The sequence below is a fragment of the Hahella sp. CR1 genome (assembly GCF_029813005.1).
In the GTDB taxonomy this organism is placed as follows: Bacteria; Pseudomonadota; Gammaproteobacteria; order Pseudomonadales; family Oleiphilaceae; genus Hahella.
In genome coordinates this window covers 1-15,125 of the sequence record NZ_JAPELK010000005.1, presented here as the reverse complement: position 1 = coordinate 15,125, position 15,125 = coordinate 1, and the positions used below count along the sequence as shown (strand labels likewise).

At 49.4% G+C, this 15,125-nt stretch carries 13 protein-coding genes; 7 read left to right on the top strand and 6 right to left on the bottom strand.

The annotated features are described in order from the left end of the window. Positions 1-105 precede the first annotated feature (105 nt). Complete coding sequence (locus ONV78_RS13235) at positions 106-486, top strand: hypothetical protein (RefSeq protein WP_279503699.1); 381 nt, start codon at positions 106-108, stop codon at positions 484-486. A gap of 2 nt (positions 487-488) precedes the next feature. On the opposite strand, the gene ONV78_RS13230 is transcribed toward ONV78_RS13235, so the two are convergent. Continuing rightward, entirely contained in the window at positions 489-938 is a 450-nt protein-coding gene (locus tag ONV78_RS13230) for a PH domain-containing protein (protein ID WP_216736563.1), read from the bottom strand. 230 nt (positions 939-1,168) lie between these two features. On the opposite strand from ONV78_RS13230, the gene ONV78_RS13225 reads away from it, so the two are divergent. From ONV78_RS13225 to ONV78_RS13215, 3 genes are all read left to right on the top strand, one after another. Further along, a complete protein-coding gene (locus tag ONV78_RS13225) occupies positions 1,169-2,773 on the top strand; it encodes a hypothetical protein (protein WP_279503698.1) in 1,605 nt (534 codons plus the stop codon). Between the two features lie 117 nt (positions 2,774-2,890). Continuing rightward, entirely contained in the window at positions 2,891-3,067 is a 177-nt protein-coding gene (locus ONV78_RS13220; protein WP_279503697.1) for a hypothetical protein, read from the top strand. A gap of 193 nt (positions 3,068-3,260) precedes the next feature. After that, the gene (locus ONV78_RS13215; RefSeq protein ID WP_279503696.1) at positions 3,261-3,623 is read left to right on the top strand and encodes a histone-like nucleoid-structuring protein, MvaT/MvaU family; all 363 of its coding nucleotides are present in this window, start codon (positions 3,261-3,263) and stop codon (positions 3,621-3,623) included. A gap of 134 nt (positions 3,624-3,757) precedes the next feature. Here the strand turns inward: ONV78_RS13215 and ONV78_RS13210 are convergent, their stop codons facing one another. The 5 genes from ONV78_RS13210 to secD all read right to left on the bottom strand — a co-directional run bounded on the left by ONV78_RS13210 (position 3,758) and on the right by secD (position 12,459). After that, positions 3,758-4,741, bottom strand: coding sequence for a hypothetical protein (locus tag ONV78_RS13210; protein ID WP_279503695.1), 984 nt, complete (start codon positions 4,739-4,741; stop codon positions 3,758-3,760). A gap of 199 nt (positions 4,742-4,940) precedes the next feature. Further along, positions 4,941-6,815 (bottom strand): TonB-dependent receptor, encoded by a 1,875-nt coding sequence (locus ONV78_RS13205; protein ID WP_279503694.1) that lies wholly within the window; start codon positions 6,813-6,815, stop codon positions 4,941-4,943. Positions 6,816-7,634: 819 nt separating this feature from the next. Next, the gene (locus tag ONV78_RS13200; RefSeq protein WP_279503691.1) at positions 7,635-8,003 is read right to left on the bottom strand and encodes a helix-turn-helix domain-containing protein; all 369 of its coding nucleotides are present in this window, start codon (positions 8,001-8,003) and stop codon (positions 7,635-7,637) included. A 76-nt stretch (positions 8,004-8,079) separates the two neighbouring features. Next, entirely contained in the window at positions 8,080-9,792 is a 1,713-nt protein-coding gene (locus ONV78_RS13195; RefSeq protein ID WP_279503689.1) for a potassium/proton antiporter, read from the bottom strand. Positions 9,793-9,942: 150 nt separating this feature from the next. Then, a complete protein-coding gene (gene secD / locus ONV78_RS13190) occupies positions 9,943-12,459 on the bottom strand; it encodes a protein translocase subunit SecD (protein ID WP_279503688.1) in 2,517 nt (838 codons plus the stop codon). A gap of 888 nt (positions 12,460-13,347) precedes the next feature. Here secD and ONV78_RS13185 point away from each other — a divergent pair. The 3 genes from ONV78_RS13185 (at position 13,348) to ONV78_RS13175 (ending at position 14,624) form a co-directional block, all read left to right on the top strand. Beyond that, a complete protein-coding gene (locus ONV78_RS13185) occupies positions 13,348-13,632 on the top strand; it encodes a hypothetical protein (RefSeq protein ID WP_279503686.1) in 285 nt (94 codons plus the stop codon). Between the two features lie 4 nt (positions 13,633-13,636). Beyond that, the gene (locus ONV78_RS13180; RefSeq protein ID WP_279503684.1) at positions 13,637-13,939 is read left to right on the top strand and encodes a hypothetical protein; all 303 of its coding nucleotides are present in this window, start codon (positions 13,637-13,639) and stop codon (positions 13,937-13,939) included. Positions 13,940-14,084: 145 nt separating this feature from the next. Beyond that, positions 14,085-14,624 carry a YfiR family protein gene (locus ONV78_RS13175; protein WP_279503682.1) on the top strand — a complete coding sequence of 180 codons (540 nt, stop codon included), beginning with the start codon at positions 14,085-14,087 and terminating at the stop codon, positions 14,622-14,624. Positions 14,625-15,125: the final 501 nt, after the last annotated feature.

Sequence of the window (15,125 nt, the reverse complement as noted above, 5' to 3'; positions counted from 1 at the left end):
GGGCAATGAAGTTTACGTGTTGCTTTTCTCCCGTCGTAACAGGGAATTAGAAAATCTGGGTATTGATTCCCAATATTCGGGAGTATATTCTCGCGCAAAAGGAAAATGTTCCCAGCGTCCCGGATAGACCATCGCAATGATATCGATCTTTACCTCGGCTTTTTGTCCCTCATCGTCTACTTACCTCGTTGTAAGCCTGACTTATATGTTTCAGGTGAATGGTTACGCTCGCCCAGTGTCCGCTTGCTGATGTTGCGCAACAAAGGACCGTTCATGTCACCGTCTTTACTCAATAAATTCCTTAATATCGAAGACCTTAAGTATCAGTTGTCCCGCCTTGAGGCTCTGGCGGAAAAGCCGGAAACCGCCAATCTTGTTATTCGCTACCTAACGAGCGAACCACAGTTACAAATGCAACTGGGTTATGTTTTGCAAAAGGCCTATGACACTCGCGCCAAGGTGCAGGCTCGCCAACAAGAATTATGATTTTAGGAAGCAATAAGCCTAGGAGATTCTAATGGCTCGCCCTGCTTTGTTTCCTGCATTTCAAAAAATGCCTTTCTGAACAGCAGCGGCTTGGAAACGCCTGGAATTGGGGCTTTGGGATTGCCAGCGCCGGAAACGATAATGCTGCCGTAATTTAGCAATCGCCCCAGTATGCTTTGATGGACCTGGATGCTCTCGACCTTAATCACCGCCATCTCAATCGTATTGCGCCTGATGAAGCCAAATTTGGCGATAATTCTCTTGTTGGTGATTACCAACTCTGTCGTTAGATAGCTAATCGCGGCGGAAAGCCAGAACAACAAGCCTAATCCAAAGACGCCAAGCAAAATTAAACCGATTACTATTCGAGGCCATAGCGACCAAACGCTGACCTTGCCCTCATAGATCACATACTCGCCATTGATAAGATTATTATTAACGTAGGAAGCCACTTACTTTCTCCTTGTGGTGCATGACGATAGATGGCGAAACAACTTTCCGCCGGGCAGGCATATTATAAGAAATGCGTTGGTCTTGCCTAACAGAGATGAAAGGGTGGAAAGATGGTTAACGATCGCCACATATGCTGGCGACACGAATAAACCTTTTTGGCTCCGTATTGTACGGTTCCACCGACTTAATTTAGGTTCCGCCTTCACTCCCACACTTTTGGACCGCCACCGTGACAGACTCCAGACAGGACTTTATTTGCGACATCCTCAGAACCTTCGCCAACGAGCACAAGAAAGGCGGAATACGGGACCTCTCAATGATCACGCTGCGCGCGCTGGAACAGGTGACGGACAACGAAGAAGACATGCTGCAAGTGCTGATGGCGGTCATCTGCGCCACGGATTGCCTGGATGAGAGCGAGGCTATTGCTGACTTGGCGTTTGCTTCGCTTATGGTGGTAATGAATGCGGTGACAGACCGTTGCCCAAGCCCTGACCGGCTGACGGAAATGTGCGTCTGGATCGATGGGCAACTATTGCTTGCGTTGGAAGCAGATATTGATACGGTGCGGCTGCGAAGAATCATTCAATGCGCCACCTACGCCAGACTCGAAATCAGCGAAGACGTGATATTTCGAATCAACGAGAAAGAAGTTGAAGACAGCCCGCCGTTCATTGGCGTCCCCACGTCTGAGTCGATGGCGAGAGCCATCCTGGAACTGGTTGCGATGAATGCCTGCAAAACCGAGTGGGATTTGCTGCAAGTGTTGACCCATCTGGGGGCGCAAATGCCCGAAGGCGCGACGGCGTTTTATGTTCCTGCGCTGTTAAGCCTCGAAACGCCTTGGCGCGACTGCGCGGCGTTGCTGACCATGGACCCGGTCAGGAAAAACCGACAGTGCGCCATTGAGGCGTGGTTGTTGCCCGAGTGTCAGGCGCTCGCCAATGAAACGGACCTAGCCCGGCTGGTGGCTGCGCGGAAATGGTTGCCTGAGGAGGATAGAGAGCTTATCGACATCGTGGTTAAGGGATTGCAGCGCCTTCGTGTGGGGGGCGCTGTGGCTCCTTCCACCAAGGCGGAGATACTAGGGGCCTACGTCTCCCCTTTTGATTCTCAGGGGGCGTTCTATGCCGTCCTGGCGCTGCGTCATGAAGACGCCTGGAAGATCTGGAGCGCTCGTCTGCAACAGGGCGTTGGCGTCACTAGGGGCGGCTTGCTGATATTTCCAGATTTCGAGTCGCTTGAACACCACATTGAGGGCGGCAAACACCACTTTCACCTTGGTGAACTCGCCCTTTTGACCCTGCAAAAAATCGTCCGCCACTTTCTACTGAAGAACCGTGATTCGGGGACGCTACCAACGCCAGAGTTGTTATGGCTGATCAGCCATGTTGAGGGGGAATGGGCGCTACCAGACGCCATGAATATGGACGACCTCATTGAAGCGCTGACGGATGCGGGAGAACTGCCTGCGGATCAATGGGACTTTGCGCAAGACATGCGTCGTCTGACGCAGCCTTGGTTAAGGTCGGAATGGACAGGCCAGCACACAACAAGTGAGGCGCTAATCCTTGAGTGCCTGGAGCCGCAACGAGAAAGCTGGCTGGAGCGCTGCGCCCTCTTGGCTTGCTTCCTTCACGAGCGAAAAGGAAGCCGCAAGGAGATTGAGCTGCTGAGACTGGCCGCCGCCAGCATCGCTTCCGGCAAACCGCTGATAAACATTTCCCTTATACGAGAAATGGCGGAATCCGCGTTTCATTGGGAAGGAGCGCCGGTACAGTGGCTGGATATGCCGTCCGAGATGGCAAGGACGATTCGACAGAAAATTTATTAACACTCGGACTCGGTGATAAGGCGCATGGTGGACGCCTAACCCACTCAAGCATATGAAAAGTTTGTTCAGTTACTGAATAAACGAAATCACGAAGTCATCGTTAACAAGGACAGGTAGATGCTTTACAGCTTTCTTTGCGCCACGCCTATTTCCGCAAGCATAATGGCCTGGATATTTTTAGGTAAAGAGCAGGACGCGCTTGCTTTGGTCGCTATGCTGGTCACGGTTTCAGGAATATTTCTATCTATGAGGACGCCTGTAAAGAAGCCCGTGGCGGCAACAGAACAGGCTTAATAAATTAGAGAAACGAGTCTTTTAATACTTGTTGCTCACACTCCAACCCACACTTGGCCATCGCATATATTTTGATATTCCCAGTGGTATATTGCTGAAATTAAGTGGGCTATACTCGTTATTCAACTCGTAATAGATGAGCTTGATAGTCAACATTAAACTGTTAGTTCACCGTATAGAATTTGGGGAAAAAATGAAAAAAATAAATGCGTATGCGAATACTCTGGCTGAAATTGAAGCCCTCAAGAAGAAGCTTGAAGCGCTTGAAAATGATGAAGGCCTGAAGAAGAGTCTGGAGTTCAAGAAGAAGCTGGAAGACTTGATGGCCAAATATGAAGTCTCACCGGATGAAGTGATCAACTTGCTTGGCGGTGGCGGGAAAGTGGCTTCTAAAGCGTCAGCGTCCGATAAACGTCGCGGCACTCGTCCGTTAAAAGTATATAAGAACCCCAAAACAGGGGAAACCGTTGAGACTCGTGGCGGAAACCATAAAGTGCTGAATGAGTGGAAAGAGAAGTTCGGCAAAGAAAAAGTCGAAAGCTGGCTGGTATCCTAATCTCGGCTAGCCCCTTTTAGTCGCTAGCCCTGTGGGATCAACAAGATAACGCCGACTTATAATCCAAAGAGCAACCTCAATCTGTGAGGCTGCTCTGCCTCAATAGCCCATGACACTTGGGCGCATGACGTTCCTTAGTTTACATTTGAGCGTGAATGTATTCTGACCATTCTCGATATCCGCATTTCGATTATGCTTTCGATTGCCTGGTAGTTAATCATACTGAGATCTTCATCCTCATCCCTGTAGTACGATACGTGCTCTATTACATCACTCAAAATCAGTTCAATGAGGTCATTAGCAAGCGGGCAGTCAATTGAATAAAAAGCATCAGCATGATGTTTTTCGTGAGCCGATATAAAAGCGCTTAACTCATCTTTCAGATAGAATGACAAGGTCTTCAAGTCTTCTATGGAGTTCAGAGACAAAATCAAGTCTCCATCATCTTTCCATGCGCATGACGACAAACGAGATATCAGATCTTTTCTGAAGGTCGTAATTAGCCTCAATAAATTCTCATCACATCTATCATCGGCGGCTTTTAAAGAAGAGCCAAAGATGCGGAGTGTGTCGTCTTCTTTTTTAGACACCCCTGTCTTGCCTATATAACAATTCAGAAGGCGGGTAATTACCTCAGCCTCTGGCTCCGTGAAAAGTAAATTATCGTGTCTATCAAGGGGAGTAATACCGGGCACATCGGCTTTGACAATTCCAATGGTAAACGGCATGTTGGCATCAATGTTGTGCCGCGCCCCGGACGCCATAAAGAAGAGGTCACGTTTTAAGCCATACAACACCAGCTCGTTTATGTCTTCGTCAATATCGTTTAAATACTTGACCGTGGAAGTCGCAAACAGACTGATGACGATTTCTCTACTGACTGCATATCCTCGAAAATTTAACGTGTTAATTAGCCGCTCAACCACATCAGAAAAGTTTTTGATTTTTAAAGTGCGGTTGTCTTGAAGACTAGCGTATAACCCAGGGTAATCTTTTCCTGACAGCCCTCTAGCCCATACCGTATAGGCTGAAGATGGCTGTAGTTGTATTCCATGGACTCTTAGGGCGCTCGCAAAATCACGGGAAGTCGAATGCAAAATTCGCTGCTCAAATCTCATAACTCACTCCAAAATATTCGGTCTCGGGGTCGCCGTTTAAACCCAAAACCGATTTGGGGTCAGTTTTCGATTTGAAAATTTCGAATTTGTATTGTGACTAGAAAAGAAGTTCTGCTCAGCGACAAGCCAGGGATTCTTTTGTTCCTGAAGAAAATCCTAGCTGAAACTTTACTACCGGAGCAAGTCCTACGAGGCTCGGCTAAAACCGAACGATCAGGCGCGCAAAGACGCTGCGCTCAATCTCTTTGTTTCCACCAAATTCCAGATGGCCCTTATCCGTCAAATTCTGCACGGTCAGTAAGGCCTCAATGTCATTACTTGCTTTCCAGCCGAGACTCATATCTAAAGCCGTATAATCATCCACGCCCAGAGATTGTAATTCGTCGACAAAGCGAAACCCTGTGTAAAGACTCAGGTTATGCGGTAGGTCTAAAAAAGAGAGCACCGAATACTGATTGCGTGGGCTGTTATCCTCAATGTTCTCCGCGCTGACGTCGCTACTTTCCGGCTTGCTCTTCAAATCCAGGTCCAGGTAGGCATACTGAAAACGCAGTCGCCAGAACGAGACCGGCTGCCACTGTGTCGACATAGTTCCTCCGTGTGAACGTCCCTCCATGCCATTAGCCAGTGCGTTGGGTAGCACAATGTAGGGAATCGTCGGATCAGGAATAATCAATGGCGCTTCCGGCTCCATTGTTTGCAGGTCGTCGTACTCGTTATAGAAGAACGCCAGGTCAAAGGAAAGCTCATCCAGAGGTTGGTAGCGCCAACCAGTTTCATACGCTTTCAGCGTCTCTGAATGAAAGTCCTCATTGCCGTTTACATTGACGTATATCGGAAGTGGAATGCCCTCGATCGCCAGCGGCGCAGTCAGGGTCAGGTCCGCATCCAGGCGTGAAGGAACCCTCACTGCTCGCGACGCGGACGCCCAAAGCATCTGATCGTCGCTGACACTCCAACTCAGTCGTGCGTTAGGTTGGCTTTCAAACCCTGTGAAGTCGTTATACTCAAACTTGGAACCCAGCGTTAAATACAGCCGTTCGCGCCAAAGGTCGACCTTGTCCTGCGCGAATACGCTATAGGTTTTCATGGTACGCTGATCCGGTTCAAAGGTAGCAAACAGGGTGTTGTCCAGTTGATCCTGCACTACGCGAACGCCAGCTCCCAACGTGACCTCCTGCCGGCTTGACGCTCGAAAATGGTATTGGAAATCAACATCCAGAGTATGAACCTTGACGTTATAAGCTCCAGGGATATTGCGGCGAGTATGGTCATAGTAGCTTTGAAGACGCAGCCCGGAGCGATCGACATTTTCCCTTTCCCAGCGTGCAAGGAGGTTGCCTCCAACGAAGGTTGATTTACCTGGTTGCGGATCGTCAGGCAGAGTGCCTAGCGTGAAGTCGTCGCGAAACTCTCCTTCCTCGCTGCCGCTGTAGATATCCCCCTGCAAAGTGTAGTGGTCCAGTGGTGTTTTCCGGTCAATGCGAAATCCACCCTGCCCCATGCGCCAGCCATCACGGGCGTCTTCGCCATCTAGTAACAGCGAGTCGTCGCGATCGAACGCTTTCACATAGGCGCGCGCAGTATAATCCCCCAGCCTCCCGCCATAGCGTACGCCGGCAAACCCTTTTTCTTCATCTCCTCCGCCGAGCTCAGCGAAGCCATCCTGAGTGTCTTGTGAAGACCGAGTGATGATATTAATGACGCCATTGACGGCGTTGGCCCCCCATAACGTCCCGCCTGGACCAAAAATCACCTCAATGCGGACTATATCCTCCAGGAGCGTATCCTGCGCATCCCAAAAGACGCCGGCGTACAGAGGCGAATAGACACTGCGCCCGTCGATCAACACCAGCAGCTTGTTGGAAAGGTCATGGTTAAAGCCGCGTAAGGCGACACCCCAGGAGTTGGCGCCCTTGCGCGTGACTTCAACGCCAGGCGCCAGACGGAGCGCTTCTGGAATGCTGGTGACCCCAGAGCGGCGGATATCATCGCGGGAGATGACAAAGACGGCCGCTGCCGCATCCTGCAGCGTCTCTGATCGTTTAGCGAGAGAGGTGACCTTTGTGTTCATCAGGTCCACCAAACTGTAATTTGTTATATCAAACTTCGCCTCTGCCGCCAGTGCTGGTGTTGATACTGCAAAATAACTGATTCCCAGCACAAGCCTCCATGTCCGCATCCTTTTCATGGGAGTATCCTGTGCTTTTGTGATCCGTATCAGTTACGAGTATAGGCCACTACAGGTGCTGGTCTCAGGCAAATCACAAAACCTTTTGCGGAAACCTAAAATCGACGGTCAGCGTTAGCTAGAGAATATCTCTTGGTCGTTAACCAATGTGAGGGATTAATAACGACACTGTATAGCCTGTCCCTCGCATGCCCCCCTTTAATGTCAGAGAGAGTAATAAAGTTGTTATCCCTGGGGTAATTGGTTCCCCCCCTTAACCTTGGTGGTTGTACTCCCAAATTAGTAGTACTTAGCATGCTTCTGCTGCAAGACAATAAGGAGATATTCAATCACTGTGATTGTTAACGATTATTGCATTCGGGAAGTCAGAGTTTATCGAGATCCTGCATTAACCCTTTTTGTCGATAAAGAAACTGGCGAAGAAACCCTAAAGCTTTCAGTGCCTGAAGATCAGGCAAAAAATAGCGGTCCATGTCTTAGTAGATCCTGATGGCTGGCTAGTAAAGCCCGTGTGCTTGTGTCTGTAATGGAAGAAGGAAGAGCCAAAAGCACCGCTACCGATGCCAGGCACTGCTCCTTTATTTCAGATCTCGCCATCAAGTACGCGGGTATTCTTCTTTTGTCCAGCGAACAACCCTGTCAGGATATTGCTGGTAAGCGCGAAAAAGTAGCTTCTGAGGCGTTAACCCCATAGCCTAGGAGTCATCCCACTGATACATCAGACAAGCTAACCCGGAATTTCCGCTTGATCAGATCCCGCACCAACCCGCGAGTCCACAGCGCATATTCAAGCTTAAACTGCTGAGGCTGATATCCCACCACCCAGGTATAGATCTGGCGTAGCTGTCGACCATTTAATTTGCTGGGACAGCCATATGGGCGTTTAGCTTTAAGTGCGTCATAACCGCCTTCCCGATAGGCCGCCAGCCATTCATAAATACGCGGCAGGCTGAAGCCTAGGGCCCGTATAACTGCCTCCGGGCTTTCTCCCGCCTGGACATGCTGTACTGCGCGAATGCGAATGACTTCTAGCGTCTTATCATCAAGCTTTCTTCCATCATTTGAGGACATAGCATCCACTCTCCTTATCTAAAGTCAGGTCCATAACATGCTTGAACATAGACTCTTTCTGTGTACGCCTACTTTGTTACGGATTAGTATCAACCGACAACCGTATCGTCTTGATCCGGTCATTGATAACATCCACAACCTCTAGTTGAGCGTAACCAATTCTCAATTTCACCCCGCATACGGCATCAGTCTCCAAGGCATCTTTAACCAATTGTTCCAGCGTTATAGCCAAGTCATCGGACAGCCTGACTCCATATGCCCAATGAATATCTCCTGCGCGAGTACTGCCTTTCAAATCAACCGGAGTTTGTAAAAGTAAACTTATCTCTACAACCGGAGTTGGCGAGAATACACAGTCTACAAACGGCCTTAGCTCTGGGCGCAGCACAACAAAAAGATGATCGCCCTGCTTGAGTCGCGTTGAGCCTCGCGGCGGAATAATAGTCGAGTCACGGCTAATCATGGCAACAAGTGCGCTATCGGGTAGTGCCATCTGTGACAGTAATTTGCCATCGACCCGTGGGTTTTCACTTAGCGTGTATTCGACAATTTCGGCATCCACATCCCCCAAAGATGTGATTTCAAGGGTTGCAGCAGAGGTGGTTGGTGGTACTTCGGTTAATCGAAGGGTTCTTGCCAGCCATGGCATTGATGAGCCTTGGATGGTCGCTGAAATCAGAACGACGAAGAACACCACGTCAAAAATGAGCTCGGCTCCGGGCAAGCCAAATAACAATGGAAAGATCGCCAGGATAATCGGCACGGAGCCACGTAGGCCAACCCATGAAATCAAACCGATCTCACGATTATTGAAACCAAAAAATTTCAGGATAGGCGCCACTGCCAGGGGACGAGCAATCAAAACCAGAACTGCAGCAATCAGCAAGCCTTCTAGCCATACATCAAGTAATGACTCTGGGTTAACAAGTAACCCAAGAGCAACGAACATCACAATTTGACTTAGCCAAGCTAGGCCATCATGAAACAGGAAGGTACTGCGCTGGAAAGCGAAGCGCTTATTACCGATCATGACACCTGTAATGAATATTGCCAAAAAGCCGCTACCACCAAGGTTGGCTGCAATTCCGAATGCAAGCAGTCCAAAAGCGGTGGTCATTACCAGATATAATCCGGATGCAGTCAAATGGATACGATTGATAACCTTGACTGCAAACCAACCAATTGAAAGCCCGACTAGTGCACCGACGCCCATCTGCATCACGAAGAGCTGCAGCAGACCTATGCCCGGTTTCATACCGTTGACAAGGATCTCAAGTAGCCCGACCGTAAGAAAAATTGCCATTGGGTCGTTAGAGGCACTTTCAATTTCCAGAGTTGATTTTAACCGTGGATTTATATGAATCCCGGCATTACGAAGTAAAGAAAACACTGCTGCGGCATCTGTAGATCCGACAATAGCGCCCAGCAACATCCCTTCCAACATGGGAAGACCCAGTATTAGAGACGCAGCCAATCCGGTAATGGCCGCCGTTATCAGCACCCCCACTGTCGCCAATAGCGAAGCGGGCTTCCATACGCGCTTGATTGAGGACAAGGGCGTCTGTAGCCCGCCATCAAACAGTATCATCGCTAATGCCAAGGTACCCAGTGCATGAGCGCCTACCGCATTGTCGAAGGCAATCCCTATTCCATCTTCACCTGCCAGCATCCCAACTAGAAGGAACAGCACCAGGACAGGAAGCCCAATTCGGGCTGATAGTTTACTGGACAGGATGCCGAGCAGAAGCAAAATGGCAGCCAGAAGGATTATCTGATCAATAGCGAACATTAACGTGTCCTTTTTGAACTAATTGGATTGCGGCCACCCGCTTGGGGACGCTTCCGATGCGGGTGGTCATAGACAGTATGAAGCCGTGCTCCATTTGCTTCACTGTGAACAGGGACAACGTGAGGCTTTCATGGCTTAACCCTCACGATTCTAGGGCAGCAGCGCCAGTTCCTCACGAACCTCTTCTGCAGTAGGTCTTAGTGGCGGCAATCCTTTACAGATGCGCCGCTGGTGCAGGTAGTACAGCAGCGGCGAAGCTATAAATATGGATGAGCTTGTGCCTATGACGACCCCAAACAGCATGGGTAAGGCAAAGCTGGCAACTGCGGCTCCTCCTGCAATTCCCATCGGGACTAACGCCAGAAATGTGGTGGTTGATGTAAACACTGTGCGGTTGAGTGTTGATGAGATACTTTCATTCAGAATGTCCAGGATGGGTTTGTCCGGTGTTTGCCTCAAACCTTCGCGTATTCGGTCAAACACCACCACCTTATCGTTCACCGAGTAACCGATAAGCGCCAATAGGGCCGCTACAGCAGTCAGATTGAACTCAATGCCAGTGAGCGCGAAGAAGCCTATGGTTTTGGTCAGGTCCAGGCCGATGGTCAGGGTCGCTGCTAAGGCAAAATGCGACTCAAAGCGTATCCAGAGATAGGCCAGCATGCCCGCTCCCGCAGCAAGAATGGCCAGGATGGTAATATCACTGAAGTTACCACTGACCTTAGGCCCGACCATATCAACCCGCGGAAACTCCGCTTCGGGCTGAATGGCAGTCACTACAGATTTAATTGCTTCGACCTGTTCAGCGGTTTTGCCGGGCTTATCTGGATCGGCAGGAAGGCGAATCAAGAAGTGTCCGTTATCTGCAAACTCTTGGATCGCAGCCTCCCCCATCGAAGCACTCTGCAGTGAGCCCCTGAGGTCGTCAACCGTCACACTTGGCGCTTCAACCTCAATCACTGTGCCACCGGTAAAATCAACGCCATAGTGCAACCCTGGTTGAAGAAAAAGTGCGATGGATGCCAGTGACAACATCGCCGAGGCGGCCAAGCCAATCACCCGTCCACGCAAAAAATCCAGCCGTTTACCCGCTAGCTGCGTAAGCCACAGAATTCCCCCCATGCTAAGTGGTTTACGCATATTCCCTTGAACGCTCCATTCCATGAATACACGGGTGATAGCAATCGCCGTAAACAAAGAGGTCAGCAGGCCTATACCGATAGTCACAGCAAAGCCTTTTACCGGCCCACTGCCTACGAAGAAGAGCAGGCTAACGGCGATCAACGTGGTGATATTGGAATCGAGAATAGTACTGTAAGCCCGGTCGAAGCCGTCTTTTAATGCGATGCCCGCTGGCCGACCTCGGAGGCTCTCTTCCCGAATGCGCTCATTAATAAGGATGTTGGCATCCACCGCCATACCAATGGTTAATATAATGCCCGCAATACCTGGCAACGTCAGTGTGGCCCCCAGCAGGCTCAATATGCCAAATACCAAACCAACATTGACCGCCAGACCAACACAGGCAATCAGCCCCCAGCGCCCATAGAGCACCAGCATAAATGCGATCACCATGGCTGCACCGATCAGGCCGGTAATAAGCCCCATTTCGATAGCGTCACTACCAAGATCAGGTCCCACTGAGCGTTCCTCGATCACATGCAGAGGTACAGGCAACGCACCTGCACGTAAAAGAAGGGCAAGATTACTCGCTTCCACTGAGGTGAACTGTCCACTGATCTCACCACTACCACCGGCTATCACACCCTGAATGACAGGTGCAGTAATCACCTTATTATCCAGAACAATTGCCAGCGAACGACCGATGTTGGCCTGGGTTATATCACCAAAGAGCCGCGCACCTTCGTTATCGAGCTTGAACGTTACTATCGGCTCGCCGGTATCCGGTTTGAAAGACAACTGGGCATCACGAATGTGTTTGCCCTCCATCGCCACTTGTTGCTCCAGGTGGTAAGTGCGTGGCTGGTCGGCTGCAGGCACATCGATGGTCGCTCCAGCACCTGCACGATCCACCCAATGGAAGGACATTTTGGCCGTAGTTCCAAGCAGTTTGCGGACTTCACCTGGATCTGCGACACCTGGCATCTGAACCAGAATACCGTCATCGCCCTGCTTGGTAATGCTTGGCTCCACCAATCCGGTTTCGTTCAAGCGGCGGCGGACTACTTCCAAACTTCGCTCCAAAGCATCGTCGAAGAGCGCCTTCTGCCACTGCTTCGACAATGTGAGGACCAATCGGTCATCGCTCTGATTAATTACCAAATGCCGAATGCCATCAGCGCTCTTCGCATTCTGCTCAGTGGCGATACTCAAAGCCTTCGACATGTGCTCCGGCTTACGTAACGTCAATTCGGCCCGTCCATCGTTGAACGAGGGCGGCATGTAATAAACATGCGCCTCGCGCAGCCGATTAGTCAGGTCATCCAGTGTGGACTGGAGCTGCTCTGTTACCAGGGCTTCCTTATCGGCAGCCAGCAACAGGTGTGATCCACCTCGCAGATCGAGTCCTAGCGACACTGTGCTCTGGGTGTACCAGGCGGGTAAATAATTGGAAATTCTATTAGGTAAAATACTAGGTAGCGCACTCAGCAAGCCAAGCACAACTACCAAACCGTATATAACGGCTCGGGTACGTAGGGATTTCATGCGTAACTCTCAAGTTGTAAACGAATGACGCCTTTATGACGACAATGGGTTAAAACATTGATGATTACGCGATAGGTGGCGCACGGGGTGGCGGAGCGAGGAGGTTGTAACCCGATGAAACCGAGCGCACCTCAGAAGTCGAATCAAAGACCTTCGGTGCAGCTTCATCAAAGAAGAGACTTTGGCAGGCAACTACCAGCCAATAATGCAGATTCCAAGGATGGTCCGGAGAGGTATCGTCCTCATCCTCACGTAGGGGAATAGAGAACGACTCACTGGGCGAACCGACCAGAACATGCTCAAGCTTGCTGATGTATCCAATCTGGGCGGAAGACGCCATTGACGTCTGATGTACCAGGAAAGATAGAAAGGCAAGGATCAACCACAGTAGTGTCACCGTCACTACCGAGCTTGATCGAGTTCGCCGAATGTATGAGCTGGATACTACAGGCATATTTCTATCTTTAAGGTAATTAACCATGCTATCGCTTAGAGGAGCGCTGCGTCAAATCCGTGCTTTCAGTGTGGGGAGTATCCTGTGCCGTTGTGATCCATACCAGTTACGGGTATAGGCCACGACAGGCGCTCGTCTCGGGCAAATCACAAAACCTTTTGTGAAATCTGATAACGACGGTCGGCGTTAGCCAGAGAATATCTCTTGGTCATTAACCAATGAGAGGGATTAATAACGAAATTGTATAACCTGCCCCTCGCATCTCCCCCTTAATTGTCTATTTTAAAAATATGAGTTCAAGCAGTCGCAGCAGGAAGCTTAGCGTAGACTCCAGGAGTTTATGGCATGCAGATTGGGATGATTTCCCGCACCTGAAAAAAGACCTCTGCACGACATAAACAAGCGTCAATAGCGCATAACAGACTGGTGAGCATATGACACAACCATTCATCGACACGACTTGGGTCAGTGCTGGAAACAGGAAAGCAGGCTACACAAGGATTTTCGAGTGCATTATTAAAAAGCTCTTCATGCTGAAGGAACTTGAGCTTTATGCGGAAGATAAGCCTGATATAACGCTGCAACTGCGCAAAAGCCGACAGGCTCTAGACAACCTCAAAACGCAAATAGGAAAAAGTGAGTACTACATTTTCTACTACGCCGCAAATACAGAGCTTAAGAAGCTTGACGTTCTTATGAGTATCCAAGAAGTAAGTTAGGAGCATGAACGCAGGGCGAAAAGGCCAGCTCTCTTTTGAGGAATTGAAGGATTACCTGGAAAGTAAGGGAGAGCTTGAACTTATTAATTACGTTCAAAGCACTGGTGAACGACTCGCTCTTAACAAGGAAACGTTTTATACAGCCGGTTTGACTCCATCACGAAGGTATCAAGTGGCGTGTGTTTTCATGTTGTTAGGCGAGTACTCCGTCGCTATTGAGATATGCCGCCACGTTAAGGGCGAGTCAGGATTAAGTGAGATTTGGAAATATTGGATTCAAGTTTTGATGAAATACAAACAGCACTGAATTCAGTGAGACCTTAACACCAAAGAGAATTTCCACACAGAATGGGAGATTCGCCACTTGGGATAACCCTTTTACAACCTCAGAGGAATTAAGTGGCGAGGAGGAAGCCTATACCGGCTTCTATTTGGGCTGGGAGCTCTGACCAATGATGTCTCGACAAACCTGTTTGCGCTGGGTGAAACAAGCGCTTGTGGCTGTATTGTTGGCGTCTTCCGTCACATCGGCCGTGGACATTGAGTATCAAATCAAAGCCTCCTATCTCTACAACTTTATGCAGTTCGTGCGCTTCCCACAGGACACCTTCGCTCACGCCGGCCAAATCACTCTCTGCATTGTCGGCGTCAATCGCTTTGGAGGAGCCTTGGATGAAATTGATGGGGCCAAAGCGCCTCAGGGTTCCGTCGTCGTCAATAAATTAGGGCGCTATCGGCCAGACCTGCCAGTTTATGACTGTAACGTGCTTTTCCTCTCTTCGTCAGAGGAAGACTACACGAAGCAGATCTTACGCATGGTGGATGTTCGGGAAGTAATGACGATCAGTGAGTATTCGCCCTTTATCACCTATGGAGGATTAATCGAGCTGTATCAAAAAGAGGAAAATATTCGCTTCAGAATTAACGAGACGTTAGTTACGGAAACCAAATTCAAAATGGCTGCGCAGTTGGTGAGATTGGGCGTGGAGTAAGACGAAAGCCAAAAAAAGGGAGGTGTGATCGTGAACCTCCCCAAGAGAATGATATCGGTACAAGACAAAGAGTTGGGGACTCTGTCTTACCTTGTAAGTGTAGTCTGAAATAGCCACCACACTTTTAAAAATTTAAAGAGATTCTGAATACCTCCTCAACTCCGGCTTGATAAGGCCAACTTAAGTCTCGCTACATGGAGGAATGTCGAGCATGGAATAAAGGCCACCAAAAAGTGGAACACTGATTTAGGTGCTTCAGGCAGGTATTTGATTATAACAAGCTCAGCTTTCTTGACTTGGCCAAAAACAGAAGGCGATATTAGTCTTGAGGGTCGCCGTTCTCGTTTAACGGAATTTTCAGAGACTCATTCCTACCTCCAGCAATATTAGCTTTCGCCACAGATGCCTAATAGCCAGCATTAGAGTATATGAACAGGCACAATTGCTGTATCAAACACATCGAAAAATAACGTCGAATCTACTTGGCTTCCTTCTCGAATA

What these genes read in the sequence shown, in the direction of transcription:
- ONV78_RS13235 (WP_279503699.1), top strand. Translation starts at nt 106, where the DNA reads ATGTTCCCAGCGTCCCGGATAGACCATCGCAATGATATCGATCTTTAC.
- ONV78_RS13220 (WP_279503697.1), top strand. Translation starts at nt 2,891, where the DNA reads ATGCTTTACAGCTTTCTTTGCGCCACGCCTATTTCCGCAAGCATAATG.
- ONV78_RS13215 (WP_279503696.1), top strand. Translation starts at nt 3,261, where the DNA reads ATGAAAAAAATAAATGCGTATGCGAATACTCTGGCTGAAATTGAAGCC.
- ONV78_RS13210 (WP_279503695.1), bottom strand. Translation starts at nt 4,741, where the DNA reads ATGAGATTTGAGCAGCGAATTTTGCATTCGACTTCCCGTGATTTTGCG.
- ONV78_RS13205 (WP_279503694.1), bottom strand. Translation starts at nt 6,815, where the DNA reads ATGAACACAAAGGTCACCTCTCTCGCTAAACGATCAGAGACGCTGCAG.
- ONV78_RS13200 (WP_279503691.1), bottom strand. Translation starts at nt 8,003, where the DNA reads ATGTCCTCAAATGATGGAAGAAAGCTTGATGATAAGACGCTAGAAGTC.
- ONV78_RS13195 (WP_279503689.1), bottom strand. Translation starts at nt 9,792, where the DNA reads ATGTTCGCTATTGATCAGATAATCCTTCTGGCTGCCATTTTGCTTCTG.
- secD (WP_279503688.1), bottom strand. Translation starts at nt 12,459, where the DNA reads ATGAAATCCCTACGTACCCGAGCCGTTATATACGGTTTGGTAGTTGTG.
- ONV78_RS13185 (WP_279503686.1), top strand. Translation starts at nt 13,348, where the DNA reads ATGACACAACCATTCATCGACACGACTTGGGTCAGTGCTGGAAACAGG.
- ONV78_RS13180 (WP_279503684.1), top strand. Translation starts at nt 13,637, where the DNA reads ATGAACGCAGGGCGAAAAGGCCAGCTCTCTTTTGAGGAATTGAAGGAT.
- ONV78_RS13175 (WP_279503682.1), top strand. Translation starts at nt 14,085, where the DNA reads ATGATGTCTCGACAAACCTGTTTGCGCTGGGTGAAACAAGCGCTTGTG.